This window comes from Burkholderia sp. SRS-W-2-2016 (genome assembly GCF_001931485.1).
In the GTDB taxonomy this organism is placed as follows: Bacteria; Pseudomonadota; Gammaproteobacteria; order Burkholderiales; family Burkholderiaceae; genus Paraburkholderia.
Window position 1 is genome coordinate 406,554 of record NZ_MSDV01000019.1, and the last position, 26,996, is coordinate 433,549.

The 26,996-nt window shown below is 64.1% G+C and carries 24 protein-coding genes; 13 read left to right on the plus strand and 11 right to left on the minus strand.

The features are described 5' to 3' along the window. Positions 1-128 precede the first annotated feature (128 nt). Complete coding sequence (locus BTH42_RS08220; RefSeq protein WP_075297711.1) at positions 129-1,001, plus strand: GyrI-like domain-containing protein; 873 nt, start codon at positions 129-131, stop codon at positions 999-1,001. 106 nt (positions 1,002-1,107) lie between these two features. Then, a complete protein-coding gene (locus tag BTH42_RS08225; RefSeq protein ID WP_075297713.1) occupies positions 1,108-1,314 on the plus strand; it encodes a hypothetical protein in 207 nt (68 codons plus the stop codon). 127 nt (positions 1,315-1,441) lie between these two features. Here the strand turns inward: BTH42_RS08225 and BTH42_RS08230 are convergent, their stop codons facing one another. The 6 genes from BTH42_RS08230 to BTH42_RS08255 form a co-directional block, all read right to left on the minus strand. After that, complete coding sequence (locus BTH42_RS08230) at positions 1,442-1,849, minus strand: carboxymuconolactone decarboxylase family protein (protein ID WP_075297715.1); 408 nt, start codon at positions 1,847-1,849, stop codon at positions 1,442-1,444. Continuing rightward, positions 1,783-2,316 (minus strand): MerR family transcriptional regulator, encoded by a 534-nt coding sequence (locus tag BTH42_RS08235; protein ID WP_075297717.1) that lies wholly within the window; start codon positions 2,314-2,316, stop codon positions 1,783-1,785. The genes BTH42_RS08230 and BTH42_RS08235 overlap by 67 nt, the downstream gene beginning before the upstream one ends. Positions 2,317-2,499: 183 nt before the next feature. Continuing rightward, positions 2,500-3,885 carry a N,N-dimethylformamidase beta subunit family domain-containing protein gene (locus BTH42_RS08240; RefSeq protein ID WP_256701881.1) on the minus strand — a complete coding sequence of 462 codons (1,386 nt, stop codon included), beginning with the start codon at positions 3,883-3,885 and terminating at the stop codon, positions 2,500-2,502. A 250-nt stretch (positions 3,886-4,135) separates the two neighbouring features. Continuing rightward, complete coding sequence (locus BTH42_RS08245) at positions 4,136-5,242, minus strand: glycosyltransferase (RefSeq protein WP_256701882.1); 1,107 nt, start codon at positions 5,240-5,242, stop codon at positions 4,136-4,138. Between the two features lie 528 nt (positions 5,243-5,770). Beyond that, a complete protein-coding gene (locus tag BTH42_RS08250) occupies positions 5,771-6,865 on the minus strand; it encodes a transporter substrate-binding domain-containing protein (protein ID WP_075297723.1) in 1,095 nt (364 codons plus the stop codon). 37 nt (positions 6,866-6,902) lie between these two features. Then, positions 6,903-7,754: a hypothetical protein gene (locus tag BTH42_RS08255; RefSeq protein ID WP_143751997.1), complete on the minus strand. Its 852-nt coding sequence runs from the start codon at positions 7,752-7,754 to the stop codon at positions 6,903-6,905. Between the two features lie 267 nt (positions 7,755-8,021). On the opposite strand from BTH42_RS08255, the gene BTH42_RS08260 reads away from it, so the two are divergent. The 7 genes from BTH42_RS08260 to BTH42_RS08290 all read left to right on the plus strand — a co-directional run bounded on the left by BTH42_RS08260 (position 8,022) and on the right by BTH42_RS08290 (position 15,778). Beyond that, positions 8,022-9,005, plus strand: coding sequence for a hypothetical protein (locus tag BTH42_RS08260; protein WP_305954782.1), 984 nt, complete (start codon positions 8,022-8,024; stop codon positions 9,003-9,005). 157 nt (positions 9,006-9,162) lie between these two features. After that, positions 9,163-11,214 (plus strand): alkyl/aryl-sulfatase, encoded by a 2,052-nt coding sequence (locus BTH42_RS08265; protein WP_083654697.1) that lies wholly within the window; start codon positions 9,163-9,165, stop codon positions 11,212-11,214. A gap of 9 nt (positions 11,215-11,223) precedes the next feature. Beyond that, on the plus strand, positions 11,224-11,751 hold the full coding sequence (locus BTH42_RS08270; RefSeq protein WP_075297727.1) for a hypothetical protein: 528 nt from the start codon (positions 11,224-11,226) through the stop codon (positions 11,749-11,751). A 78-nt stretch (positions 11,752-11,829) separates the two neighbouring features. Next, positions 11,830-12,747 carry a formylglycine-generating enzyme family protein gene (locus BTH42_RS08275; protein WP_075297729.1) on the plus strand — a complete coding sequence of 306 codons (918 nt, stop codon included), beginning with the start codon at positions 11,830-11,832 and terminating at the stop codon, positions 12,745-12,747. A 97-nt stretch (positions 12,748-12,844) separates the two neighbouring features. Next, entirely contained in the window at positions 12,845-14,356 is a 1,512-nt protein-coding gene (locus BTH42_RS08280; RefSeq protein WP_075297731.1) for an arylsulfatase, read from the plus strand. Between the two features lie 86 nt (positions 14,357-14,442). Further along, entirely contained in the window at positions 14,443-15,306 is an 864-nt protein-coding gene (locus BTH42_RS08285; protein ID WP_075297733.1) for a bile acid:sodium symporter family protein, read from the plus strand. Positions 15,307-15,316: 10 nt separating this feature from the next. After that, on the plus strand, positions 15,317-15,778 hold the full coding sequence (locus BTH42_RS08290) for a YidH family protein (RefSeq protein WP_075297735.1): 462 nt from the start codon (positions 15,317-15,319) through the stop codon (positions 15,776-15,778). 79 nt (positions 15,779-15,857) lie between these two features. Here BTH42_RS08290 and BTH42_RS08295 read toward each other — a convergent pair whose 3' ends face one another. From BTH42_RS08295 to BTH42_RS08315, 5 genes are all read right to left on the minus strand, one after another. After that, positions 15,858-16,235 (minus strand): response regulator transcription factor, encoded by a 378-nt coding sequence (locus tag BTH42_RS08295; RefSeq protein WP_075297737.1) that lies wholly within the window; start codon positions 16,233-16,235, stop codon positions 15,858-15,860. Positions 16,236-16,357: 122 nt separating this feature from the next. Beyond that, positions 16,358-16,963, minus strand: a complete 606-nt coding sequence (locus BTH42_RS08300) for a response regulator transcription factor (RefSeq protein ID WP_075297739.1) — start codon at positions 16,961-16,963, stop codon at positions 16,358-16,360. Positions 16,964-17,144: 181 nt separating this feature from the next. Continuing rightward, the gene (locus tag BTH42_RS08305; RefSeq protein WP_075297741.1) at positions 17,145-18,980 is read right to left on the minus strand and encodes an ATP-binding protein; all 1,836 of its coding nucleotides are present in this window, start codon (positions 18,978-18,980) and stop codon (positions 17,145-17,147) included. Positions 18,981-19,120: 140 nt separating this feature from the next. Next, entirely contained in the window at positions 19,121-20,131 is a 1,011-nt protein-coding gene (locus BTH42_RS08310; protein ID WP_075297743.1) for a DUF2891 domain-containing protein, read from the minus strand. Between the two features lie 132 nt (positions 20,132-20,263). Then, positions 20,264-21,181, minus strand: coding sequence for a LysR family transcriptional regulator (locus tag BTH42_RS08315; protein WP_075297745.1), 918 nt, complete (start codon positions 21,179-21,181; stop codon positions 20,264-20,266). A 105-nt stretch (positions 21,182-21,286) separates the two neighbouring features. On the opposite strand from BTH42_RS08315, the gene mdlC reads away from it, so the two are divergent. The 4 genes from mdlC to BTH42_RS08335 all read left to right on the plus strand — a co-directional run bounded on the left by mdlC (position 21,287) and on the right by BTH42_RS08335 (position 26,956). Next, positions 21,287-22,954, plus strand: coding sequence for a benzoylformate decarboxylase (gene mdlC, locus BTH42_RS08320; RefSeq protein WP_075297747.1), 1,668 nt, complete (start codon positions 21,287-21,289; stop codon positions 22,952-22,954). Positions 22,955-23,046: 92 nt separating this feature from the next. Further along, on the plus strand, positions 23,047-24,498 hold the full coding sequence (locus BTH42_RS08325) for an aldehyde dehydrogenase (RefSeq protein ID WP_075297749.1): 1,452 nt from the start codon (positions 23,047-23,049) through the stop codon (positions 24,496-24,498). Positions 24,499-24,523: 25 nt separating this feature from the next. Continuing rightward, positions 24,524-25,447, plus strand: coding sequence for a ketopantoate reductase family protein (locus BTH42_RS08330; protein ID WP_075297751.1), 924 nt, complete (start codon positions 24,524-24,526; stop codon positions 25,445-25,447). Positions 25,448-25,543: 96 nt separating this feature from the next. Beyond that, a complete protein-coding gene (locus BTH42_RS08335) occupies positions 25,544-26,956 on the plus strand; it encodes an MFS transporter (protein ID WP_075297753.1) in 1,413 nt (470 codons plus the stop codon). Positions 26,957-26,996: the final 40 nt, after the last annotated feature.

A 26,996-nucleotide genomic window follows, 5' to 3' on the forward strand; every position in this document is an offset into this window, starting at 1 on the left:
TACCTTTCAGGCCGCTTGATCGCTTGGCGGGATTTTACCGCCGCGGCGCGCAACGAAGATCGAGCAAGATCGGCTAGGCAGAGGCGCGAACCATCGGCGAACATAGCGCAACTCACACGAACCAGACCATGCTAGTTCACGCCAATGCTGTAACCGCCTATACCCGGCGCTTCGAGGCCACGCTTGCCTACATCGATGCGAATCTCGAGGGCGATCTGTCCGTCGACGCGCTGAGCCGCGTCGCGAACTTCTCGAAGTTTCATTTTCACCGGCAGTTCGCCGCGTATGTCGGGGTGCCGGTTGCCCGCTACGTGCAACTGATGCGGTTGCGTCGAGCCGCCCGCAGGCTCGCCGCGCGCGACGCCTGCACGGTACTCGATGCGGCCGCCGATGCGGGCTTCGATAGTCCCGAAGCTTTTAGTCGCGCATTCAGGCGGGCATTCGGCGTCGCGCCGAGCACGTTCCGGCGTCAGCCGAACTGGCAGGTCTGGAGTGCGAACTTTGTTGTCCCTTATCTTTCGAGGAAACTGAACATGCAGGTACGAATCGTCGATTTTGCCGACACGCGTGTCGCCGCACTGGAGCACGTTGGGCCACCCGGGCTCGTCAATGAAAGCGTGCGCAAGTTTATCGATTGGCGCAAACAGAGCGGGCAATCGCCGCCGGCTTCGAATCGATCCTTCGGCATTCCGCGCAGCAATCCGGATACCACCCCCGGAGAGCAATTCCGCTTCGACATTTGCGGAGAGATCGGCGAAGCGGTCGCGCCGAATGGGTTCGGCGTGCGCGAACTCGTGATTCCCGGTGGCCGCTGCGCGGTGGTCCGGCATACGGGCTCGACCGACCATATCGGCGAGACGATCTATCCGATCTACCGCGACTGGTTGCCCGGCAGCGGAGAAGAGCTGCGGGATCAGCCGCTGTTTTTCCACTATCTGAGTGTTTTTCCGGAGACGCCGCTGGATCAGTGGCAGACCGATATCTATATTCCGTTGGTGTAGGCGGCGCGCGGCGCCAATGCTGCGGAAGCGAAATTGGCGAACCATGCGCGATTTTGCCGGGCTGCTAGACTGGAAATTGCCGTGCAATCGATGAATGGAGGCAAACATGACAACCGTCTATGTCGTGAAGACCGGCGAGAAATTCCTCTGCACCGCGGAGGACGGCGATATCGGCATGGCGCCGGAAATCAAGGAAGCCACGTCCTTTCGCTCGTATGAGGAGGCGACCAAGGTCGCGAACGAGCATGCCGATCCCGGCTATGAAATCGTCACGGTCGATGTGGCGAGTCGCTCGTCGGGAGCCCACTCGTAGACCTCTGGAACGTTTTCATCATGGTCCGTCCTGCCTTCGCGATCGAGTTGACCGCGAGGGCAGAATTACGAGCTTGAGACGGTCTCCGCGCGTGGCCGTTCAGCGCGTTGCGGCACGCACGCGCAGCCTATTCGATGTTTCGCGCGGCAAACACTTCGTGCGCGGCGAACAACGCATTCAGGGCCGCCGGAAAGCCCGCATAGAGCGCCATCTGGATGAACACCTCGACGATCTCGTCGCGCGTGCAGCCTACATTCAGCGCCGCCTCGATATGAATCTTCAGTTGCGGCTGCGCGTTGCCGAGCGCAGCTAGCGCTGCGATCGTCGCAATCTCGCGGGCGCGCAGATCGAGTTGCGGGCGACTATAAATGTCGCCGAAGCCGAATTCGATCAACATGCGGCCGAAGTCCGGAGCGATCGGCGCGAGCGCGGCGACGACCTTTTCGCCGACCTCGCCGTCGATCTGCTTCAGTTTTTGCCAGCCCTGTGCGTAGCGGTCCTGGTTCGCTTGCGTGGTGTTGATTCCGGTATCCATGACGGGTCGTTTTCCTGGTGAGGTGATTGGAAACTGTCGTCATGTCGTGGCGCGTTTGTTGCCGCATTTCTCGCTGCATTTCTGGCCGCATTTTTCGGCGCATTTCTCGCCGCGCTCTCGTACCAGCCGATCTTGTCCACGATTGCGGCGAGATTGGCCTGCAGTCCGGCGATATGCGCGAGAACCGCGTCGCGATGCCCGGTGAGCATTTCGCGGCGCGCACCGTACGTCGAGTCGCCTTGCGCACGTAGCTCGGAGAATGCCTTGATCGAAGCTATCGGCATTCCCGTCGCTTTCAGGCGCATGACGAATTGCAGCCAGTCCAGATCGGCGGGCGAGTACAGGCGATGTCCGGCATCGGTGCGCCCGACTGCGCGCAACAGGCCCGCCTGCTCGTAGTAACGCAGGGTATGCGCGGAAACACCGGTGGCCGCGGCCACCTGACCGATCGTGAGCGATTTCGACATGACGGACCCTAGGTTAGGAGTTAGAGTGCACTCTAAGTCAAGGGGGATGTGTTGTGTCAGCTTTTTGGGTCGTCGACGATGGCCTTCTGGTAGATGTCGAGACAAGTGATTAGAGAGAGTGCAGTAATGACGATCCAACAGCCCGATTTCGCTGCGGAGTTCATTGACGTTGTCAGCCCTCATCTAAACCTGCGCCACAACAGACCGCCTGCCGTGATGACTAGAACTCCCCACCAACCGTTCAAACACATTACTGGTAATCCGATCGACAACCGTCTGACTTTCCGCGCGCGAATCCATCAGAACCCGAGCCCAGTCGGTCGTGCCGGCATTAAAGACGATACCGGGCTGCACGCCACTCTCAACCGTCCTCTCCAGCACACCAAACACCCCGCGTCCGCCGACATCCCAGCCGTCGAGCACCGCGGTCTTTCCAAGCACGTGAAAACCATTCGACGTCGGCGGCAAACCATCCACTTCATAGCCGACCAGCCGATCTTCGGCACCCAGGATATCGCCGTTCCTCAACTGCGTGCCGGCGAGTGCCCAGTGACTCGCGTCCTCGATCCGGAAACCCACCGCCGGACGTTCCTTCCTGATCCAGCCGCCCCGTAGCAGGCGCCATTCTCCCCACCAGCCGCCGCCATAGCCATAACTCAGCCCGATCAGATCGCTTTCGTCGTGACCGGGCCAATTTTCCGCAAGCCGGGTCATACGCAGATCGGATGAAGCCGCGCCGCCGCGCGAAAATTCGATCGGCCGAAAGCAGGTGTTGCCGCTAAAGATCGCATGATGTCCGCCATCGGCAATAAAGCCGGCCGTGCGCTCGCGCATGCGCCTGCTCCAGTACTCGTGATGACCGACGCTCAGCACGCAGCGATACTGGCTCAGATCGAGCCGCTCACCGTCGTCGAGATCCAGGTCGGTGTAGAAGTCGCAGGCGATGTTCTTCGTCTGCAGCCAGCGCACGAACTTCGCGTCCCAATGGGCGAACTGCTGACGCGGGGAACGAGGATCATAGGGGTCGGCCGGCTCGCCGAACTGGGCGCCGAAGCCGCCGCCCGGTCTGAGCAGCGTCACGGTCATGACGCGTTTCTTGCGGCGAACAGGGTCGTGATAAAAGCCGCCGGCGCCGATCGAGTTATACGCGTGATACGTCGCGATCGGCACGATATAAGCGATCGATGCGCAGGGGCGCGGAGGGCGCGCAACCAGCATCGCCATGCTTTTGCTGTCCGGCGGCAGCCCGTCTATCGGCTCGCGCATCGCACAGCGCCGCCCGAGCGGGTGTACCGGTTCGCCGTTAGCGCGCACCTCGTAAGCGACCGCGACATACACGCCGGTCGTCGCATCGTCGCGATCGAAGCGAAACCTGAAGCTCGGCCAGCGCCATACGCCGTCGCGATCCGGTGCGGCTTGTCCATGCGGCGAAGTCAGAACCCATTGCCCGCTCGCCCGATCGCAAGCGATCGCGCCGCATTCCTCTACGCGGATGCCGCAGTGAAACACGAGCGCTTCTTCGATGCCTTGCCGGTAGATCGCGATCGAGAAGCGCCGGCCCGGCTCCACGGCGAGTTCGAATACGCCGCCTGCATCGTAGGCGGGCGCGAGCGGATATAACCTCATTCGGTGGCTCCTCACATCTTTATCGTAGCGGCCGTTTTTCCAGCTGAAGCTGCGGAAACTGGTCCGTACATCTATCTGATGAAAGTCCGTCTAACTGCTACGCAGTGCCAGGGAAACCGTAGGTGATCGCCCGCGCGTCGAATGAATGCCGCCTTACGTTTTGCCGACGTCCGGGTGTGCGCTGTGTTCCTGCCTAGAGCCCCAACGTTTCGGCGCGGCGCTTGTTGCCGAGTACATGAGCGCGAAAGCGCTTCGCCACGAATTGCGCGGCGCAACCGAGCACCCGTGGGTGACCGAGTGTGTGCCGGAGCGCTGCCGAGAAGCGCTTTTCGCGCACGGCCTCGGTGACATCGACCCAGCGAAGCGAGGTTTCGAGTGTGCGCTGCCGATGCGCGCACGCGTCGGCTAACCGTCCGGACAGCGCGTGCGACGCGCGGAAGCGCGCATTCGCATCGAGCATGCCGCGCAGCGCGCGCCGGTCCGCGGATTTGTCGGTGGAAAGCGAATCGCCTCGTCTGCGATAGTGGTAGCCCAGCGCCGGAAAGACGAGCATTTGCGCATCGCGTTCGACCAGCACGCGCAACAGCAGATCGAAGTCTTCGGCGGAGCGAACCCGCGCGTCGTACCGGAGCCCGGTGAGCAGTTCCGTTTTGATCATCGGCTGCAGATAGCCGAGATTCGGTGCATTGACGAGCGCGACCGCATCGAAGGTTCTTTCGCTACTCAGGCCGAGCAGTGAATACCCGGTGAGGGTGCCGCTTTCGTTCATGATCAACAGGTCATCGGCGACGATCCCCGCGCCGGTGGCCCCGGCTTTTGCGAGCAACGCCTCGAGGCGTCCGGGCGAGAACCGGTCGTCGCTGTCGAGGATCGTGATCCAGCGCCCTCGCGCGCGATCCAGCGCCCGGTTACGCGCGATCGATGGTCCTGCGTTGGTTTTCGAAGTCAGCAGAACGATACGCGGGTCGATCGCGGCAGCGGCGCGGACAATGTCCACGCTGGCGTCGGTCGATGCATCGTCCACCACGATCAGTTCCCAATCGGCCACGCTTTGTCTCTGCACGGACTGGATTGCTTCTTCGATCCAGTTCGCGCCGTTGAAGTTGGCCATCACGACGGTAACGGAGGGCGTCGTCGCTGAAACTGTCGTACGAATCGTGGCTTGCTCGTTGTGATCGCAACCTTCTTGAGGTTCCGCGGATACGAGATTTTCGCCTTGTAAGCTCATAGTCTTTAGTCTGATGCAAGGTTGCAAAGATCGGCGGTTCAGCGCTGTGCTGAAGATCGAATTGGCAGCCATTATTCGGGAAAGCAACGCGGCACATCCGGACGAGAGAATGGGCCGCTTTTCATGTCGACGGCATCTGGCTATGACGCTCTTATGGTTGGATTACCAAGTAAAGCAGATGAAGCCAGATCGAGTCGACAGAAATTCGATGTTCTCAGTGCGCCTCCTCGCATATGGTTCGATTGGTTCGATTGATAGTACGAGTTCGTTTGCTTGATGCGCGGCCGGCATATATCGCTTCGCCGTCGGCAATAAGCGGACGATTACCGCCAGGAGATACTTCCGAATAATCGCGGGCGTTGCCGATATCCCGGGCAGTGACCAGATCGCAGCTTATGAGCGATTGGCCCTGATTGAAGAGTCTAACGAGGTCGAGAGGATATCTGGGGCCAATACCTCCGCCTTTTGTGCCAGGGGCTGTAACAGTGACCGGTGGGGCCACGACGCCGTCAGAAGTTCGCGCGTCGGTCCGGCAAGAAGTACCTGTGCCACTCGGCAAATTGCACGTAACGAGCGTTTGCGCGCAACCGTCGCAATGCGTTATTTCCCCCGCGAGAACCACTTGCCGTAAATCCGCTCGTAGGTCCCGTCTTCATACATCGCCAGCAGCGCTTCATTGATCGGTTTGCGCAGGTTGTTGCCGGTGGCCACCGCGATGCCGTACTTTTCCGGCAGAAAGACGGGGCCGACAACGGCCAGCGACTGACTGCCGAAGCGAGCCGCCCAGTATTGCAGAGTCGGCGCGTCGTAGACGATTGCCTGTATATCGCCGCGCATCAGCGCCTGGAAGCCCTGGTCCGCACTCCTGATGTCAACGTACGGCAAGCCCCGGTCGGTCAGATATTCGGCCGCGACGGTTGCCGGCACCGTGCCGATCTTCTTGCCCGGCAGATCGTCCGGACCGCGGATGCTGGACTGAAGGCGCGCGACCGTTTGCGAAGAGGTCACGGTCGCCGTCAATTGAGCGATCAGGATGACGCCGACCACCCACATCGCGGGTACCAGCATGCGTCTCCACAAGCCGCCCGTCCCGCGTTCTCCATATTCACCGGTGGCGATGATCAGCATCGTCACCCATGCTCCTTCGCCGATCGCATGCAGATAGGGCTTCTGAAAAGCCGGATCGCGCTTGCGTTCCACCAGCCAGACAAGGTTGGCGAGTCCGAACAGAATCAACGCGCTCAAACCCACGAGTTGCACGATTGCGAGCCACGGCACCGTCGATAGCGACTCGAGGAACGAGCGCTCGTTGTTCGCGCGCACCATGATTTGCAGCCCCGAATCGAAATAGGGAACCGAGAAGTCCACGCTGCGCTCACGCGCAGGTGTCATGGCGATCGCGGAGATCGCCGCGTCGACTTGTCCTTGCTGCAACGCGGACAGCAAATCGGTCTGGGTCCGGTATGGACGCCAGACGAAATCCATCCGGATGCGCCGCGCCACTTCGTTCCAGATATCGATGCTGAAGCCTTGCGGCTCGCCGCTTTGCGGCAGCACGAACGGCGCGATCGGCGCAATCGCGACGCGCAGCGTCGGCGCGCCGGCGGGCGCGTCGGCGGCCAGCGCCGGTACTCCGACGGCAAGCAGGCTCAGCGTCAACACGAATAGGGCGGCAATACGGCTGGGAAATTTCATCGCGTCTCTCCGGAGCGAGCGGGATGTTTCGATGCCTTCAGAAGCTCAGCGCAATGCCGAGCGAGATGCCTGTCACGTTTCTGCCGAACGCATAGCGCCCGACGAACCGCAACCGTGAAAACAGCTTCGTCACCGCACCGGTATCGATCTCCAGCCCCACGCCGAGCGACGTCAATTGATTGAAGCCGAGAATGTCCGCCTGACTGCCGAGATAAGTCGAGTGGGAAAGTTCGAGCACATAGCGCAGCGGGCGGTGTAGGGCCAGCAGGCCGGTAGGCGCACGCCAGCGCGCGTAGAGGTTGGTCGATTCGGCATTGGCCGAGCCGCGCACGGCACTGGACGAGCCGAAGCTCTGTAGATAAATGTCGGTATAACGCAGTTCGAGATCGAATTCGTACGGCTCCATGCGCGGATACCAGGCCAGCATCAGCGAGCCGCCCAACCCATAGGCGCTCAGCGAACCGTTGCGGATGAAGTCGATATTGCTGTCGGTTTTACGGTTGAGAAGAAATTGCGCCGCGCTTGCGTCGCTCAATACCTCGCCGAGCGAGAAGTTGAAAATCGGTCGAATGACCAGATCGCGTTTCTGGTTGAGCGGAAAGTCCCAGCCGATGCCGCCGGTTGCGGCGACGTTCGTCCAGCGCGTGGGCAGCGCACGCGAGACCTGACCGTCGGTCGCGATGAAAGTCGGATCGTAGCGCGAGCCGCCCAGCGCGCCTTCGAGATATAGCGGAAAGTTCGGGCTCATCGTAAAGCCGCCGCCGAATTGCGTCATGTTCAGCGACGGATTGTCGGTGGCGCCGTTGCGGATACCGAGCGTGCTTGCCGATAAGTCCGGCGTGACCGTGAAGGACAGCAGCGCCAGCACCGCGTTGGCGCGGCGTTGCACATCCGGTCCGGTGAAAGTCGGGGCCGCCGGGACCTGCGCCGCGACCGTGCCGGCAACGAGCCACTGCGCGACGAAGATCAGTAGCGCGCGGTTAACCCGCGCGGTCCGTTCGCGGGCGCGGCGCGCTGTCCGTGAACCGGCTCCGTAAGCCGGCCGCCCGGCCGACACGCAACAGGCTGCCGCCCAGCTCGCGCAACGATGTCCCAACGACACTGGCATGCGTGGTCCTCGGCCCAACGTCGATCAGCGAGCGTCCCCCTTCGGGCGATGCCCGATGCGGTCAGCAATCCGGAAAAAGAAACTGCGGTATTCAATCTAGCGGCGGATTCGCAGGAAGGAAAGCAAATTGCCGCGGATTTCCCCAAAGGGCAATCCGGTTGCCCGAAGTCCCTATGGTTCGCATACCTGATCTATGAGAAAAGCCATGGTGGTAGATCCCGTGATGAGTCATTGAACTTAAACCCGTCGCATCCGCGAGCGCTCATGACCGAACTGATCCATCACCCCGCCTTTCTGTTCATCGTGCTGATCGTATTGCTTTCGATTGCAGCGGCGTTGGGCGCGATCGTCATGCAACGTGTGATCCCTTTTGCGGAGGACGCGCGCGACAACTACAACGTGGTGCAGGGCGCCACGCTGACCCTGCTCGCGCTGCTGATCGGCTTCACGCTGTCGATGGCGGTCAGCCGCTACGATCAGCGCAAGAATTACGAGGAGGAAGAAGCCAACGCGATCGGTACCCAGTATCTGCGCGCGGACCTGCTCGGCGCACCCGGCGCGGCCCAGGCGAAAGCGCTGCTGGCGGAGTATCTGCAGTTGCGCATCGAGTTCTACAAGACGCGCAACGCGCACGAACTCGAACTCATCAACGACAAGACCGCATTGCTGCAAGCCCGGTTGTGGTCGACGGCTCTTACCGCGGCCGACGCACGCCCGACGCCGATCACGGCCCTGGCGGTGAGCGGTATGAACGACGTTTTCAACACCGCGGGCTATACCCAGGCCGCGTGGCTCAATCGCATCCCCATTTCCGCGTGGATGCTGATGATCGCGATCGCTTTCTTCAGCAACCTGATGCAGGGCTACGGCGTGCGCGGCGTGACCGGGCGGCGGGTGCTGCTGTTCGTCCTGCCGGTGACCGTGTCCCTGTCGCTTGCGCTGATCGCCGATATCGACAGTCCGCGCGGCGGACTGATCCGCGTCGTTCCGCAGAATCTGCTGAGCCTTCAGCAGTCGCTGCGTCCGCAATGACGCGCCCGCGCCGTTTCGTTTGCCCCTGCGGGCAAACGCGTTGCCCCAACTCCCTATGGCCGCGCGCGCGGCGTTGTGCGAAAACGCTGTTCTGTGGTGGTCGATAACAGTCGCAGGCGTGGTGCGCCTGTCCTTCTTCGAGTCACTGGAGGTGTGTATGTCTGAAGCGGATGACGCGGCCAGGTCGGGCGGACGCAGAGCATTCCTGAAGAACGTGGCGGTCACCGGCGTCGCGACCGGCCTGTCCGGCGTAGTCGGCGAGACCCTCGCGCAGGCCGCCGGCGCAACGCCGACCGGTCCGGCAGCCAAACCGGCGACATCCTCAACCATCGCGCTGAACCAGCAATACGCGGACTTTCTTTCGTTCGCCGACAGTCAGGATTTCGAAGACGCGAAGCGGGGGCTCGTTGCGACGCTGCCCGAACCCGTCGTCATCAAGGGCGAGTCGGGCAATGTCGCCTGGGACCTGCAACAGTTCGCGTTTGTCAGCGGCGGTCCGGAGAACAACGCACCGTCCACCGTGAATCCGAGCCTTTGGCGCAATGCCAAGCTGAACATGAATCACGGCCTGTTCAAGGTCGTCGACGGCATCTGGCAGGTACGCGGCTACGATCTGTCGGTGATGAGCATCATTCAGGGCGACAAGGGTTATATCGTGGTCGATCCGTTTATCACCACGGAAGTCGCATCCACCGTGTGGAAGCAGCTGGTGATTCCGCATCTCGGCGACAAGCCGATTACCCACGTCGTCTACACGCACAGTCACGTGGACCACTATGGCGGCGTACGCGGACTCGCGAGCGACGAGGACCTGAAATCCGGCAAGGTGAAAATCGTCGCGCCGACGGGTTTCACCGAGGCGGCGGTCGGCGAGAACGTGATCGCCGGAAATGCGATGGGCCGACGCGCCAGTTTCATGTACGGCTCGCTGCTGCCGCGCAGCGCCACCGGCATCGTCGATGGCGGCCTTGGCAAGACGACTTCGGTGGGGACGATCACGATCGCCGTTCCGTCGATATTCGCGGAAAAGACCGGCCAGAAGCTGACGCTCGACGGCGTGGAACTCGTCGTGCTGATGGCGCCCGAATCCGAGGCGCCGTCCGAATTCATGTTTTATCTGCCGAAGTACAAGGCTTTCTGCGCGGCCGAAGACGCAACGCATACGCTGCATAACCTTTACACGCTGCGGGGCGCGAAAGTGCGCGACGCGCTGCTGTGGTCCAAGTATCTGCACGCATCGCTGGAGATGTTCGGCGACGACGTGCAGGTGGTATTCGCTTCGCACTACTGGCCGACCTGGGGAAACGATCGCGTGACCTCGTTTCTCGGCGCGCAGCGCGACATGTATCGCTATATGCACGATCAGGTATTACGGATGGCGAACCAGGGCCTTACGCCGCTGGAAATCGGCGAGCGCATCCGGCTTCCGGACAGCCTCGCGAAGCGCTGGTATTGCCGCAGCTATTACGGCACCGTCTATCACGACGCCGTCGCGCAGTACAACCTGCGGCTCGGATTCTTCGACGGCGTGCCGGCCAATCTACACCGGCTGCCGCCCACCGACGCGGGCAAGCGCTACGTCGAGTTCATGGGCGGCTCGGCGGCCGTACTCGGCAAAGCCCATGCTTATTTCAACAAGGGCGAATATCGCTGGGTCGCGGAAGTCGTGAATCACGTCGTGTTCGCGGAACCGCAAAACACCGCGGCAAAACAGTTGCTGGCCGACGCTTACGAACAACTCGGCTACCAGTCGGAATCCGCGTCGTGGCGCAACTTCTATCTGACCGGCGCGATGGAGTTGCGCAATGGCGTGAAGCCCGCGCCTGCGCCCGCGCCGCAAAGTCCGGACACGATTCAGGCGATGCCGCTCGACATGTTCCTCGATTTCATCGGCATTCGTCTGAACGGCGATCGCGCGGCGGGCAAGACGGCCTCGTTCAATCTGGTACTGACCAATACGAACGAACATTATCTGCTCGGAGTAGAGAACAGCGCACTGCACTATTCGCGCGACAAGACTTCGAAGAACGCGGACGCCACGATCACGATGACGCGCGCCGACCTCAACGACATCATGATGGGCAAGACCAACATGCAGAAACTCGTGATGGCCGGCAATACGAAGATCGACGGCAACAGTCAGAAGTTAGGCGAATTCGTGTCGTGGCTCGACACGTTCGACTTCTGGTTCAACATCGTGACCCCTTGAGATGCCATCATGTGCGCGATCTGCAACTTCAAGCTCGAATTCGGCGTGAGCCATCCGTCGGCGCTGCCGGTGGCCGTCGCGACCCGCAACGCGATCGAGGCCGGACTGATCGCTCCGCTGGAGGCCGGCGATGGCGCGCTGGCGGCGGCGCGCGCGCGCCTGTCGGCGATCGACGCGTTGAACCTGCTGCAAGCCCGCATCGAAGAAACGCACGGCGACGATACGTTGCTGGCGTTGCCGGACTTCTATGTGCTGCTGATCGAGAACGATACGTGGGGCTTCTTCCATGCAACGAGCGCCGGTTTCGATCCGGAGATCGTGCCGGAAATTCCGGATCTCACCGCGCTCGACGAAGCGAAACGCAGCCGGATCGTCGTGACGTCCGAGGCCGCGTTGCGCGGCTGGCTGGACGCCGATTTCACTGCCGCGCATGCGCTCGCCGATGCGCTGTTCATGATCGACGCGCCCGCCGCCGACGCCGCTTGCCTCGCACAGATGCTTGCCCGCGCCGAAGCGGTGCTCGCGCTCGGCGCTTGAGGCCCGATCATGTCCCAGCCGGCATCAGCAACATTGGACGACGCATGCCGCGTCCACGCCACGCCGCAACGCGAACACATGGTTCACATTCCCGGCGGCACCTTCCTGATGGGCTCGAACCATCACTATCCCGAGGAAGCCCCCGCGCACAAAGTGCGCGTTGCCGGCTTCCGGATCGACGTTCACGCGGTGACGAACGCCGCGTTCGAACGTTTTGTCGCCGCCACCGGCTACGTCACCTGCGCCGAGCGTCCGGCGAATCCCGCCGACTATCCGGGCGCGTTGCCGGAGATGCTCGAACCGTCGTCGGTGGTGTTCGAGAGGCCAGCGCGGCGGGTCGATTTGCGCAATCACTACAACTGGTGGGTGTATCTGCGCGGCGCCGACTGGCGCCATCCGCGCGGGCCCGGCAGTTCGCTCGAAGGTCTCGCGGAGCACCCGGTCGTCCACGTGGCCTATGAGGATGCCGAAGCATATGCGCGCTGGGCCGGCAAGCAACTGCCCACCGAGGCCGAGTGGGAATTCGCCGCGCGCGGCGGGCTCGACGGCGCGGAATTCGTTTGGGGCAACGAACTGAATCCGGACGGCAAACAGATGGCCAATACGTGGCAGGGCGAATTCCCGTGGCAGAACCTGCTGGAAGACGGCTACGAATGGACCGCGCCGGTGGGCTCGTTCGCGCCGAACGGCTACGGACTGTACGACATGGCCGGCAATGTCTGGGAGTGGACCTGCGACTGGTATCAGGACCACGGCAAGATCGTAAGGGCCTGTTGCACGCTCGACAATCCGCGCGGCGGCTCGCGCGAGGCGAGCGTGGATGCGCGCAACCCGCAAGTGCGGATTGCGCGCAAGGTGATGAAGGGCGGATCGTACCTGTGCGCGCCGAACTACTGCCGACGCTACCGCCCCGCCGCGCGAATGGCGCAGCCGCTCGATACGTCCACCTGTCACGTGGGTTTTCGTTGTGTCGTTCGCGATGACGCGAGCGGCTGAATTCCGGCATCGCAGATGGCCTCGCGCAATCCCGTCGACGCCGGGGTCCGCACAGATCCGCTACCGGCTTCGGTAGCTCTACGCAAAGGAGTGTTCCATGGCGAGCACGAAGAAACCGAACTTCCTGATCCTCTGGGGCGACGACATCGGCCAGTCGAATCTGAGCATCTTCACCAAAGGGGTCATGGGCTACCGCACGCCGAATATCGACAGCATCGGCGAAGACGGCATGGTGTTTACCGACTACTACGGCGAGCAGAGCTGTACGGCCGGCCGCGCATCGTTCATCACCGGACAGTGCGGGCTGCGCACGGGCCTCACCAAGGTCGGCCTGCCGGGCGCGCCGCTCGGCATGCGGGCCGAGGACCCGAATATTCCCGAATTGCTGAAGGATCTGGGCTACAGCACCGGCCAGTTCGGCAAGAACCATTTCGGCGACCGCGACGAGCATCTGCCGACAATGCACGGCTTCGACGAATTCTTCGGCAATCTCTATCACCTGAATGCCGAAGAAGAACCGGAGCTGCCCGACTATCCCGACGCCGCCGAATTTCCCGACTTCCGCAAAAAGTACGGCCCGCGCGGCGTGCTGCATTGCTGGTCGGACGGCAAGGGCGGGCAGAAGATCGACAACACCGGCCCGCTGACCCGGGAGCGGATGAAAACCATCGACACCGAATTCCTCGCATCCGCGAAGGAGTTCATCCAGAAAGCGCATAAGGAGGACAAACCGTTCTTCGTCTGGTTCAACACCTCGCACATGCACTTTCGCACCCATATCGAGGACCGCATCCGCGGCCAGGCCGGGCGCTGGCAGTCGGAGTATCACGACTGCATGGTCGAGCACGACAAACATATCGGCGAAATGCTCGCGCTGCTCGAAGAACTCGGCATTGCCGACAACACGATGGTCATGTACAGCACCGATAACGGTCCGCACATGAACTCGTGGCCCGATGCCGGCATGACGCCGTTTCGCAACGAGAAGAATTCCAATTGGGAGGGCGCGTATCGCGTGCCGTGTCTCGTGCGTTGGCCGGGTGTCATCGAGCCGGGGACGGTGTGCAACGAGATCGTCAGTCACCTCGACTGGCTGCCGACCATCGTCGAGGCCGCGGGCAACGCGCACGCCAAGGACCAGTTGCAGAAAGGCGCCAAGGCCAACGGCAAGAACTTCAAGGTGCATCTCGACGGCTTCAGCCTGATGCCGTACTTCACCGGCAAAGCGAAGAAACCGGAGCGCAAGGGCTTCTTCTATTTCACCGACGACGGCGATCTCGCGTGCCTGCGTTACGACAACTGGAAGGTCGTCTTCATGGAGCAGCGCACCGCCGGCACGCTGCGAATCTGGGCCGAGCCGCTCGTCACGCTGCGCGTGCCGAAGATCTTCAACTTGCGAACGGACCCTTACGAGCGGGCGGACATTACGTCCAACACCTACTACGACTGGCTGCTCGATCACGTGTTCATTCTGGTGCCGGCGCAGGCGGGGGTGGCCGAATTCCTGCAGAGCTTCAAGGCCTTCCCGCCGCGCCAGAAAGCGGCCAGCTTCGGCGTGGATCAGGTGATCGAGAAGATGCTGGACGCGGCAGGCGGCGGTCAACGGTAGCGTTCGCGCCGCATGCGTGCGGGCGGCGCTGGCCGGGCGGTGCGGTTGCGAGCACCGTCCGGCACCGCTCATCGTCAGGACTGTTTATGAACGCCAAGGCGCTGATTCTCCTCGCGCTGCAGATCGCGATCGCGGGAACGGTATTCACTTATGGCCTGGAGGCGCGCCGCGACGATCTGCTCTACATCGTCCAGCGGCCGTGGCTGCTGCTGCGCTCGCTGGTCGCGATGCTGGTGCTGATGCCGTTGCTGGTGGTCGGGGCCGTGTACTTTCTCGACCTGCCGCAGCCGACGGCCGTCGTGCTGAGTGCGTTGGCGATCTCGCCGGTGCCGCCGCTATTGCCGAAAAAGCACCGTAAAGCCGGCGGGGTCGCGCCTTATGGCCTCGGTCTGCTGGTCGTGCTGGCACTGGTGTCGATCGTCACGGTGCCGCTCTCGGTCGCGCTGTTCAACTGGCTGTTCGCGCAGCCGCTGGCGGTCGGGCCGGCCGCATTGCTGAAAGTCGTGCTGACGATGATCGTCGCGCCGCTGCTGGCCGGGATGCTGCTTGCTCGATTCCTGCCGCGACTGGCGGCGCGACTGCTCACACCGGTGCGCCGCGTCGCAACGCTGCTGCTGATCGCGGGCGCGCTGCTACTGCTGGCGGGTGCGTGGCGCGCGATCTGGTCCGCGACCGGTCATTGGACGGTGCTTGCGATCGTGATCTTCGTGCTCGCCGGCTTGCTGACCGGACACTGGCTCGGCGGACCGGAGCGCGAGCACGCATCGGTGCTGGCGCTCTCGAGCGCGTCGCGACATCCCGCCATCGCGCTGATGATCTCGGCGGCCAACTATCCCGGCGAACAGTTCGCGCCGACGCTCGCGCTGTATCTGATCCTGTGCGCGATGCTGGCCATTCCGTATGTGAAGTGGCAACACAGCCGTTCGGCGCTGAGTTCCGGCGTCCGCTGAAGGTGAGCCCATGACCGACCCGCACGACAAGGATCCGCTATTCATTCCGGACACCCATCCCGCGGCACCGGTGCAGCACGACGAGGCGACGCTGCAGACGCGCGCGCGCACCGCGCTGGCGGTCGAACGGACTTTCTTCGCCGTCGAGCGCACGCTGATGGCGTGGCTGCGCACCTCGCTGTCGATGATCAGTTTCGGCTTCACGCTGGCGAAGTTCTTCGAATACCTGGAGAACCAGCGCGGCTCGCCGATCGTCGGCCGGTTCGGCGCGACCTGGTCGCCCCGCATGGTCGGCATGGCGATGGTGGTGATCGGCACGGTGGCTTTGCTGAGCGCGGTCCTCCAGCATCGGCGGCGCGTCAATATCCTGCGCCGCGAAGGGCTCGCGCCGCAGTGGAACCTCGCGTACTGGGTCGGAATCGCGGTCGCCGCGCTCGGCGCGTTCGCGTTGGGCTCGCTGGTGCTGGACTGAAGCGGGATCGACGCGCGCGGGCGCCGCGAATTCATCGAAATTCATCAGAGACGCGTCGCATAGCGGCCGGCTGCGCGCATCACGGTGATCCGCTCGCCCCGCTCACGCGCGCTATCGCGGCCAGAAGGTCTGTGCCGAGAAAAGGCTTGATGAGTAGCGTTGCGCCTGCGAATGCCGCAACGGCGACGTGTACCGTCGCGTTGTTGTAGGCGGTGATAAACACGACCGGCGGCCGCTCGCCGGCAAGACTTTCATACAGCGCCGTGCCGGACACGCCCGGAAGCTGTACGTCCAGCACGAGGCAGCTTGCGTGCTTTGCGCCGTCCGCGGCGAGCAGGGCCTCGGCGCTTTCGAACGCGCGAGTCTGAAAGCCGGCTACTTTCAGTAGTCGCTGCAACGCGCCTCGCATGCCATCGTCGTCTTCAACCAGCACGACCATCGGTTTGGTATCGCTCATGGCCAGCCACGGGGTGATACCTCCAGTGTCGTGCGGGGAACGCGCGGGCGCTATCGGGATGTGGGGCAACGGCGTTGCCCTTCGGGGCAAGTGCCGGGATCGTTGATCTGGAACATTGGCGTTCAGCGGCTCGCGCGTTCGGAGAACCGCACCAGTTCCGCGAGCGAATGCGCGCCGAATTTACGCATCAGTTCCGCGCGACAGGATTTGATGGTTCGTTCGCTCAGTCGCAGATCCGCGGCAATCTGCTTGTTCAGCCTGCCCGCCGTGATCCCGCGCAGCACCACGCATTCGCGGTCGCTGAGGGCGACCGCGTCGTACGGCAGTGTGGTGTGCGGTTCAGGCGCGGGATCGTGGCCGGCGAGCGCGCTCTCTATCGCGGCGAACAGTGCTTGCGCGTCGATCGGCTTCAACAGGAAATCGCTTGCGCCCGATTTCATCGCCAGCACGGTTTTGGGGATATCCTGGTAGGCGCTGATGAAGACAATGGGAGTGGCATCGCCGCGGCGATGCAGTGCGTGCTGCAGTTCGAGTCCATTGGGCCCAGGCAGCTCCACATCGAGCACGATGCAACCCGGCAATGGAATCGGCTCGGCCACCAGAAATTCGCCCGCGCTCGCATACGCATACACCCGATACCCGGCAATCCTCAATAGACGCGACAAGGCGGTACGCATGCTCTCGTCGTCGTCGACTATATGGATGACCGCCTCGGCAAGTTCGCTCACGTGTCAACTCCTCGTATCCCGATGCTCGCACTGCGCCGCGCGATGCGTGCGCGGCCGTGTGCGCTGAAATTCGATGAATTTATTGTCGTCAAGCCAACGTGCTTCAACTAATACCACAAGCTTTCTGGCTCCGGTGTGTCTGTTTGGAGGATCTTCCGTTGCCCGCGGCAAGCGGGCGGAACTACGTCGGGCCCGCCGCGGAAGATGCCGGCGCGGTGCGCAGGCTGCTCCCCGAGGCCGACGGTAGCCACACCGCGAAGGTGCTGCCGCCGCCGCAACGCGGCTCGACGGAGATCTTGCCGTCGTGACTCGCGACGATCGTGCGCACGATCGACAGCCCCAGTCCCATCCCCTGCGCTTTGGTCGTGTAAAAGGAATCGAACAGTTTCGAGCGCACGTCGTCGCGGATTCCAGTACCACGATCGGCGACCGTGAGTTCGACCCCGTCGTTGGTGGGGCGCGTCGCAATGGTCAGCAGCCGAAGCGGCTCCGCGGTGTTTGCCATCGCATCCATTGCGTTGACGGCCAGATTCAGTAGCACCTGCTGAAGTTGCACCCGATCGCCGACGACTTCGGGACCGTGGCGATTCAGATCGGTCTCGATCGCGATGCGGCGGCGCCGCGCTTCCGGCGCCAACAGCACGAGCGTCTCCTCGACGGTGGTATTCAGATCGAGTCGCACGAATTCGATCGGATGCTTTTTCAGCAATGCGCGCAGGCGGTGCACGACCTGATTGGCGCGCAATGCGTCGCGCCGCACGTCCGCGAGAATCTGCTGCAGCTCGCCGACTTCGGGCTTGTGCTGTTCGAGAATCAGGCCCGCCGCGTCGGCATTGCTGAGGATCGCGCCGAGCGGTTGGCCCACTTCGTGCGCAATCGATGCGCTCAGTTCGCCGGCCGACGCGATGCGTGCCGCGCGTGCCAGTTCGTTCGCGCGCAGCGCCGCGGCCTCTTCGGCGCTATATCTTTTGCGGCGCTGCCAGAGCAGCGCGGCGATGGTCAACGCTTGCAGCAGCAACACCGCGACAGTGACGACGACCGCCCACCGATATTGATTCCACAGCGAAGGCGAAACGTTGATCTGTTCGCAAGCGACGGGTATCAGACCGGCGTTGATCCCCAGTCGGTCGATCTGTGCGCGGTCCACGACGCAGCGTGAGCCGAGTTTCGGCAGTGTTGCGCCGTGGGCGTCGACCTTGCCGAGCAGGATCGCAGCCGCGAGTTCGCCGACCCGCCGGCCGTTGTCCTCGTAATTGATCACCGCGCCGCCGGCAATGCCGTGCGACAGGTAGGTCGGAAACCAGCCGTAGATCGGCGCGTTCGACGCTCGCGCCATTGGAGCGACCGCTTCAAAAGGAAAAAAGGTCCGGCCGTCGCGGTCACGGTACATCGTCGTGTAGAGAACAGCCGTGGACGCGGGATCGAGCGTGGCAAGCCGCTGCTGCAAGTCTTGCAGCGGAAGACCCGTCCAGAGCTCTACGGTCCAGTTCCTGGCTTTTCGCGCAACGGCGGTGTCCTTCGCGAGTTGCGCGGTGAATGCGTCGAAGGTGCCGCTGCCGGCCACCACCACGAGTCGCGTCGCGCGAGGTTGCAGTGCTTCGGCCAGAGCGAGCGTGCCATCCACGTCGTAGTGCCAGGGGACATAGGCAAACTCCGGCGGCAGGCGTTCAACGCGGCTTTCGTCGATGCTCGTTATCAGAATCGGGACATTGGGCCAGATCGCGTCGTGATAGCGTTTTGTGAACTCGAGAGCAAAGTCCGAAATGCCGATGACGATATCGATCCGCTTACGCTCGTACTTTTTCCGCAGCAACGCCAGAAACTGCGCCATCAGATCGGCGTCGTCGAAACGCAGTTCGTCGAGCGAATCGGTATAGAACTCGACGCCGTCCGGTGCTACGGCGGTGAGCGCACTGCGCAGTGCAAGGATCTGGGCAATAACGGCCGGCTGGGTCGTGTCGGCGCCCGGGAGTATGACGACACGCCATCGATCCCCGGCCGCGGCGCAGGTCGACACGAGTAGAAGAAGCAGAGCCAGCCGACACACGGGTCGAGCCAACGAATATCTGCCATATGCCACGGCCAGGCCCTAACTCGTGAATATGGCAAAAATTAATATCACCGAAGATTAGTCTTGTCTACTAATCAACAAATTAATCAAGCCTCCAATGCCAATGTCGCAAACGTCGCCAGCCAATGCTCTCCCATATAATCGCCGGCCACATGCGGCAATGCGCTTTGCAAATGAAGCTCGGCCGCATCGAGCAATACCTTCGCACGAATATCGCCCGCAGGCAGCGCCCGCGAGAGTGACCTTTGACACCACGCGCGGCTCAGATTCAAGCCGTTCAGATGCGCGATCTTGCCGTCGCTGCGATCGCTGACGGTGACCGGCGTGAACAACGTCGCCGGCTGTTTCGCGCCGAGGTTCGGCAGAAAGCGCCCGAACCAGTCCGTGAATTGCGCGGGCGGCAGCACGCGCCGCATCAACTCCGCTTCCATCAGCGACGGCGACAGAAACTCGTCCCCGGCCGGCTCCCACGCCTGACACGCGACGTCATCGAGAAACCATCGCTCAGCAGTGTTGACGATCAACGCATCGAGCGAAGTGCGCGAAGTCTGCCGCGCGAAATCGAGTGTCAGCGAAAGCGCGAACGCCATATTGAAATGCGTGCCGACACGCAGCGGATAAGTCGCCTTCGGTAAGAATTCCTCGAAGCGTTCGACAAACGCATCGGTCAGCGGCGCGAATGCTTTTACCCAGCGCGCGGCCTCGGAGATCTTCAGCGCTTGCAACTGCCCGCTCAGCGCGAGCAGCCATGCCCAACCGTACGGGCGCTCGAAGCCGCGATTGTGCGGCAGATCGAGATACGCGCGCTCGCCGGCCACGTTCGCATCGGTAATATGTTCGTCGACCACCGCGACGATGCGCGCGGCTTCGGGCAGATCGGGAAAACGTTCGAGCAGATGCAGGATCAGCCAGTACCCATGCACGCATGAATGCCAGTCGTAGCTGCCGTAGAAGATCGGGTGCAACGCGCGCGGCCCTTGCACGTCCTGCGGACCGGCGAGCGAGTGCGTGAGCTTGTTCGGATATTCGCGCGTCAGATGCGCGAGCGCGAGGTTGGCGAATTTCGACGCGTATTCGCGGGTGAGCAGGGTGGTCATCGGCAGATCCTCGCAAGCGGAAAGCAAATAGAAAGCAGGAGGGAAGCAAACGGAACGACAGTATGGTGCCGGCGCGCGGTAACAGCGCAAGTAATAGAACAGGCAACAGGATAGTAAAGCGCGCGCATCAGGCTATCCGGCATCCGCCCCCGCCGCCGTCAACAAGCGCAACTGTTCCAGCAGCTTCACCGCCGGACTCGGCAGAATCCCCTGGCGGCGCCGAAACGCGGTCAGCGTGCGCCGCCCGACCACCCCCGGCACCGCCAGCGTATCGAACACGCCGGCCTTGCTCTCGGTCACATACATCGTCGAGGCCATCCAGCTCAGAAAGCCCGAGCGCGCAACGAGACTCTTGAGCGTCGTCACCGACCGCGTCTCGACCACGATATTCGGCAGTCCCAACCCGCGCTCGGCGAACACGCTCTGCATATGCTCGAACGGGCCGGTGCCGCGCGGCGGAATCGCCCAGCGTTCGTTCATCGTATCGGCGAGCGTGAGATCGGGCTTGGCGCGCAGCGGATGATCGAGCGCGGCCACCACGTAGCTCGCGTCTTCCCAGCGGCAATCGGTGATCGCGGTGATCTCCTCGGTATCGGGCATGGCCCGGCTGAGCGCGAGATCGATCTCGCGCTTGACGAGCGCATCGGCGAGCCGATCCCACACGCCCTCGATGATCTCCACGCGCAGATTCGGCCACTTGTCGAGCACGCCGCTGACCGCGAGCGGCAGCACGAGGCTCGCGATGCTGCCCACCGCGCCGACCCGGATCGTGCCGCGCGCGAGCCCGCGCATCGCGTCGATTTCCTCGCGCGCCTGTTCGGCCTCGCGTTGCAGCAGGATCGCGTGCGGCAGCAGCGCCTCGCCGACCGCGGTCAGATGCATGCCGCGCGAGTGCCGCTCGAACAGCGGCGCGCCGACCTGTTCCTCGAGCCGGCGGATGGTCCGGCTCAGCGCCGGCTGGGTGATGTGCAGCGCGTCCGCGGCCCGCCCAAGGCTGCCGCTCGCGACGATCGTCGCGAACGCCTGCAATTGCTGGAGGTTGTAAGTCATGCCGAAAGGTAATGCCTTTTTGCGGATTCGGCAATTTTCGGTTACCCCTAGGCGACCAGATAATCACCCATCGAATTCAGGCGCTCACAAGACAGGAGACACCACATGACAGGCAGCGCGCCGCAACAGAATCAGACGCAAGCAGTCGAATCCCGCCCGCAGGCAGGCAGCCCGGGCAACGCGCCATGGACCGTGCGCGACGCGGTCATCGACTTCGCGCGCCGCGTCGGCATGACGTCGATCTTCGCGAACCCCGGCTCGACCGAACTGCCGATGTTCCGCGATTTCCCCACGGATTTCCGCTACGTGCTCGGCTTGCAGGAAGCGGTGGTGGTCGGCATGGCCGACGGCTACGCGCAGGCCACCGGCAACGCGGCGCTGATCAATCTGCACTCGGCGGCCGGCGTCGGCAACGCGATGGGCAACATCTTCACCGCGTTTCGCAATCGCACGCCGCTGGTCGTCACCGCCGGTCAGCAGGCCCGCTCGATCCTGCCGTACGACCCGTTCCTCGCCGCGACCCAGGCGAGCGAACTGCCGAAGCCCTATGTGAAATGGAGTATCGAGCCGGCGCGCGCGCAGGACGTGCCGCTGGCGATCGCGCGCGCCTATGCGATCGCGATGCAGGAGCCGCGCGGCCCGGTGTTCGTGTCGATTCCCGCCGACGACTGGGATCAGCCGGCCGAGCGGGTGGCCGAGCGCGAGGTTTCGCACGTGACGCGTCCCGATCCGGCGATGCTCGAGCGCATCGGCGCGTTGCTCGACGCGTGCGAGCGGCCGGCGTTCGTGGTCGGCGGCGCGGTCGATCGCGCGGATGCGGCGGATGAAGTCGTGCGGCTCGCCGAGCGTCATCGCGCGCGGGTCTACGTCGCGCCGATGACCGGGCGTTGCAGTTTTCCGGAAACGCATCGGCTATTCGCGGGTTTCCTGCCGGCGATGCGCGAGCGCATCGTCGAACTGCTCGGCGCGCATGACGCGATCTTCGCGATCGGCGCGCCGGCGTTCACCTATCACGTCGAAGGCAACGGGCCGCACGTGCCGCCGGGCGCGCAGCTGTGTCAGCTGATCGACGATCCCGCGGTCGCGTCGTGGACGCCGCAAGGCCTCGTCGCGGTCGGCAATGTGCGCTTCGGCGTGCAGGACCTGCTCGCGCGCGCCGCGCCCGCCGAACGGGCGTTGCCGGCGCCGCGCGAGGTGCCGCCGCGCGCGCTGCCGCCGGTGGCCGGCGAGCGGATGTCGGTCGCGTTCGCGTTGCAGACGCTCACCGAAGTGCGCGATCCCGACGGCATCGTCGTCGAGGAAGCGCCGAGTTCGCGGCCGGTGATGCAACGCTATCTGCCGATCCCGCGCGCCGGCAAGTTCCTGACGATGGACAGCGGCGGCCTCGGCTACGGGATGCCGGCCGCGGTCGGCGTCGCGCTCGCGCGGCCCGGCGAGCGGGTGATCGCGCTGATCGGCGACGGCTCCAGCATGTACTCGATCCAGGCGATCTGGAGCGCCGCGCAGATGCGCCTGCCGATTACCTTCGTGATCCTGAACAACACGCGCTACGCGGCGTTGCAGGACTTCGCGCCGGTGTTCGGTTTCGGTCCGCACGAGCCGGTGCAGGGCACCGATCTGCCGGGGCTCGACTTCGTGACGATCGCCGCGGGGATGGGCTGCCCTGGCGTGCGCGTCGACGCTGCGGCTAAACTCGCCGACGCGTTGCGCGACGCGCTCGCGGCCGGGACTTTGCACAATGGCCCGACGCTGGTCGAGGTGGTCGTCGCGTAACGGGCAGCGCCTCGCGCGCAATTTCCGACAACGTTAGATGGAAGCGCGGCCGGTGCCACGGCACCCGCTGCGCCCGACAAAGGACACACACGATGAAAAATGTCTCGATGCTGATCGCCGGCGAACAGGTCCAGGCGCGCAACGGCGCGACCTTCGAGCGCCGCAACCCGCTGGACGGCGAAGTCGCGACGCGCGCGCCGGCCGCGACCGTCGAAGACGCGGTGGCCGCGGTCGATGCCGCCGCCGCCGCGTTCCCGGTCTGGTCCGCGCTGGGCCCGAGCGAGCGCCGCGCATTCCTGACCAAGGCCGCGCATGCACTCGAAGCGAAGGCCGACGCATTCGCCGCGGCGATGGCCGCCGAGACCGGCGCGTCCGGCATCTGGGCCGGCTTCAACGTGCACCTGGCGGCGGCCGGCCTGATCGAAGCGGCCGCGCTGACTACGCAGATTGCCGGCGAGCTGATTCCGTCCGACGTGCCCGGCAGTCTCGCGATGGGCGTGCGCCAGCCGGCCGGCGTGGTGCTCGGCATGGCGCCGTGGAACGCGCCGGTGATCCTCGCGGTGCGCGCGATCGCGCTGCCGCTCGCGTGCGGCAACACGGTCGTGCTGAAGGGCTCGGAGATCTGCCCGGCGACTCACGGGCTGATCATCGAAGCGATGCAGGAAGCCGGCTTGCCGCGCGGCACCGTGAACTTCGTGACCAATGCGCCGGCCGACGCCGCGCGCATCGTCGACGCGATGATCGAACATCCGGCCGTGCGCCGCGTGAACTTCACCGGCTCGACCCGCGTGGGCCGCATCATCGCCGAGACCTGCGCGCGCAATCTGAAGCCGTCGGTGCTCGAACTCGGCGGCAAGGCGCCGCTCGTCGTGCTCGATGACGCCGACATCAGCGCGGCCGTCGACGGGGCCGTGTTCGGCGCGTTCGCCAATTCCGGGCAGATTTGTATGTCCACCGAACGAATCATCGTCGACGACAGCATTGCCGATGCGTTCGTCGAGAAGCTCGCCGCACGCGCTCGCGCACTGCCGCTCGGCGATCCGCGCAACGGTCCGGTCGTGCTCGGCTCGGTGGTCGATATGAGCACCGTCGAGCGTTGCAACGCGCTGATCGACGATGCGCTCGCGAAGGGCGCGACGCTGGTGTGCGGCGGCCGCAGCGAAACCACGCTGATGGCGGCCACGCTGCTCGACCGCGTGACGCCCGAGATGCGCATCTATCACGACGAATCGTTCGGCCCGGTCAAGCCGATCGTGCGCGTGAGCGGCGAAGATGCGGCGATTGCCTGCGCGAACGACAACGAATACGGGCTGTCCGCCGCGGTGTTCAGCCGCGACACGGCGCGCGCGCTGAACGTCGCGAAACGCATCGAGTCGGGCATCTGCCACGTGAACGGGCCGACCGTGCACGACGAAGCGCAGATGCCGTTCGGCGGCGTGAAGTCGAGCGGCTTCGGCCATTTCGGCGGCAAGGCGGGGATCGCGGAATTCACCGATCTGCGCTGGATCACGCTGCAAACGACCCCGCGTCACTACCCGTTCTAATCCGGAGATCACGATGCGTGACGCTATGGAAATCGCCATTCTCGGCGCGGGCGCGATGGGCTCGCTGTTCGGCGGGCTGCTTGCGGAGGCGGGCCATCGCGTCACGCTCGTCGATATCGACGACGCGCATCTCGATGCGATTCGCCGCGAAGGCTTGCGTCTGACGACGGACGCGGGCTCGCGAATGGTTGGCAGTCTTGAAGGCTGCCGCCCCGAACAGGCCACTGCCGCGCCCGAACTGCTGATCGTCTTCACGAAGACGATGCACACCGACGCGGCGCTCGCTTCGGCGCGGGCGCTGCTCGGCGAGCACACTGCGGTGCTGTCGTTGCAGAACGGGCTCGGCAATGTCGAACGAATTGCTCGCCACGTCCCGCGCGAACGCGTGATGGCCGGCATGACGACATGGCCCGCCGACAAGCCGGGCGCCGGCGAGGTCAGCTCGCACGGCGCCGGCGAAATCCGTCTGATGAGCGCGGACGGCGAGTTGCATGCACACGTACAGCGCACCGTCGATGCATTGAATTCGGCGGGCCTGAACAGCGTCGCCGATCCGAACGTGTGGTCGGCGATCTGGGAGAAGGTCGCGTTCAATGCGGCGCTGAACAGTCTGTGCGCGATGACCCAATGCACGGTCGGCGAGCTGACGAATCTGCCGGAAGGCGAGGCGCTCGCGCTGAAGATCGTCGCCGAAGTCGCGACGGTCGCGAGCGCGAACGGCATCGCCTTCGATCAGGCACATGTGATCGACAACGTGCGCTTCGCGCTCGCGAATCACCGCGCGCATCGGCCGTCGATGTTGCAGGACGTGCTGGCGGGCCGCAAAACCGAGATCGACGCGATCAACGGCGCGGTCGTCGCGGCCGCGCACGCGAAGGGCGTCGCCGTACCGACCACCGAATGTCTGCTGCAACTGGTACGACTGGTCGACGCACGCGGCCCGCGTTGAAGCATGAAGTCCAGCGCGCGTCGAAGCCGCGCTGGCGACACCGATAACAAAAAAAATCGATAAACGCGCACGCAGCGCAAACATGGAGACAAGCTGATGAATTACGTTCCTCCCGCTTCGGCCGAGGCCTCGACCGCGCATCACGACGCGGCGCTCGCCGGCATCGCGCGCGGCGGCAGCGCGGTCGATATCGGTCACGCACTCGACGACGGTCCGTACACGCTGTTGCAGAAATTCGCGGTGGTGCTCGCGGCGCTGTCGATCGTTGTCGACGGTTTCGACAGTCAGCTGATCGGCTTCGCGATTCCGACGCTGATCAAGGAGTGGGGCATCACGCGCAACGCGTTTGCGCCGGTGGTCGCGGCGGGGCTGGTCGGGATGGGAATCGGCAGCGCGTTCGCGGGCCTGTTCGCCGATCGTTTCGGCCGGCGTTGGGCGGTGATCGGTAGCGTGCTGGTGTTCGGCGTCGCGACCTGCGCGATCAGCCTCGCGCCGAACGTCGCGGCGATCGCGGCGCTGCGCTTTGTTGCCGGGTTGGGGATCGGCGGCGCGCTGCCGAGCTCGACCACGCTGACCGCCGAATTCACGCCCGCGCGTTTTCGCACCTTCGCGGTGACCGCGACGATTCTGTGCGTGCCGCTGGGCGGCATGGTCGCCGGGCTGTTCGCGGGCCAGGTGTTGCCGGTGTACGGCTGGCGCGGTCTGTTCGTCGCGGGCGGGGTGCTGCCGCTGCTGCTCGCTGTCGTGCTGCTGATCGCGCTGCCGGAGTCGCCGCGCTTTCTCGCGCGCCGTCCGCGCCGCTGGCCGGAACTGGCGAAGCTGCTGCGCCGGATGCAGCGCGACGTGTCGGCCGATGCGAGCTTCACCGACATCCGTGAACAGAGCGCGGAGAAACACGTCGGCTTCACCGCGCTGTTCCGCGACGGCCGCGCGCGCGACACCGTTGCGATCTGGGGCGCGTTTTTCATGTGCCTGCTCGCCGTGTACGCGGCGTTCAGCTGGTTGCCGTCGATGCTGACCAGCGAAGGTTTGAGCGTCGCGATGGCCGGCTACGGGCTGAGCGCGTACAACCTGGGCGGCGTGATCGGCGCGGTGCTGTGCGCGCTCGCGATCGGCCGCTACGGTTCGCGCTGGCCGCTGCTGCTGTGCTGCGCGGGCGGCTTCGCGAGTGCGTGGATGCTGCTCGGCGTCAGCGCGACCCGGCACACCACGCTGATGATCTTCGGTCTCGGTCTGCATGGCCTGTTCGTCAACGCGGTGCAATCGACGATGTACGCACTGTGCGCATACGTGTACACGACCGGCGTGCGGGCAACCGGTACCGCATCGGCGCTCGCGGTCGGCCGCCTCGGCGCGATCCTCAGCGCGTTCGCGGGCGCGGCGGTGATTACGGCGGGCGGCGCGTCCGCCTACCTGTTGATGCTCGGCATCGCGATGGTGGTCGTGATGATCGCGCTCGCGGTGGTGCAGCGGCACATTCCGCGTAGAGGCGTCGCGAGCGCGCGCTGAGCGATAAGGCGGTCCCTCGCGCGGCGTTCGTCACGCGGGG

Coding starts and splice junctions, on each gene's coding strand:
- BTH42_RS08220 (WP_075297711.1), top strand. CDS start 129: ATGCTAGTTCACGCCAATGCTGTAACCGCCTATACCCGGCGCTTCGAG.
- BTH42_RS08225 (WP_075297713.1), top strand. CDS start 1,108: ATGACAACCGTCTATGTCGTGAAGACCGGCGAGAAATTCCTCTGCACC.
- BTH42_RS08230 (WP_075297715.1), bottom strand. CDS start 1,849: ATGGATACCGGAATCAACACCACGCAAGCGAACCAGGACCGCTACGCA.
- BTH42_RS08235 (WP_075297717.1), bottom strand. CDS start 2,316: ATGTCGAAATCGCTCACGATCGGTCAGGTGGCCGCGGCCACCGGTGTT.
- BTH42_RS08245 (WP_256701882.1), bottom strand. CDS start 5,242: ATGGCTGCCAATTCGATCTTCAGCACAGCGCTGAACCGCCGATCTTTG.
- BTH42_RS08250 (WP_075297723.1), bottom strand. CDS start 6,865: ATGAAATTTCCCAGCCGTATTGCCGCCCTATTCGTGTTGACGCTGAGC.
- BTH42_RS08260 (WP_305954782.1), top strand. CDS start 8,022: ATGCCCGATGCGGTCAGCAATCCGGAAAAAGAAACTGCGGTATTCAAT.
- BTH42_RS08265 (WP_083654697.1), top strand. CDS start 9,163: ATGTCTGAAGCGGATGACGCGGCCAGGTCGGGCGGACGCAGAGCATTC.
- BTH42_RS08270 (WP_075297727.1), top strand. CDS start 11,224: ATGTGCGCGATCTGCAACTTCAAGCTCGAATTCGGCGTGAGCCATCCG.
- BTH42_RS08275 (WP_075297729.1), top strand. CDS start 11,830: ATGGTTCACATTCCCGGCGGCACCTTCCTGATGGGCTCGAACCATCAC.
- BTH42_RS08280 (WP_075297731.1), top strand. CDS start 12,845: ATGGCGAGCACGAAGAAACCGAACTTCCTGATCCTCTGGGGCGACGAC.
- BTH42_RS08285 (WP_075297733.1), top strand. CDS start 14,443: ATGAACGCCAAGGCGCTGATTCTCCTCGCGCTGCAGATCGCGATCGCG.
- BTH42_RS08290 (WP_075297735.1), top strand. CDS start 15,317: ATGACCGACCCGCACGACAAGGATCCGCTATTCATTCCGGACACCCAT.
- BTH42_RS08295 (WP_075297737.1), bottom strand. CDS start 16,235: ATGAGCGATACCAAACCGATGGTCGTGCTGGTTGAAGACGACGATGGC.
- BTH42_RS08310 (WP_075297743.1), bottom strand. CDS start 20,131: ATGACCACCCTGCTCACCCGCGAATACGCGTCGAAATTCGCCAACCTC.
- BTH42_RS08315 (WP_075297745.1), bottom strand. CDS start 21,181: ATGACTTACAACCTCCAGCAATTGCAGGCGTTCGCGACGATCGTCGCG.
- mdlC (WP_075297747.1), top strand. CDS start 21,287: ATGACAGGCAGCGCGCCGCAACAGAATCAGACGCAAGCAGTCGAATCC.
- BTH42_RS08325 (WP_075297749.1), top strand. CDS start 23,047: ATGAAAAATGTCTCGATGCTGATCGCCGGCGAACAGGTCCAGGCGCGC.
- BTH42_RS08330 (WP_075297751.1), top strand. CDS start 24,524: ATGGAAATCGCCATTCTCGGCGCGGGCGCGATGGGCTCGCTGTTCGGC.
- BTH42_RS08335 (WP_075297753.1), top strand. CDS start 25,544: ATGAATTACGTTCCTCCCGCTTCGGCCGAGGCCTCGACCGCGCATCAC.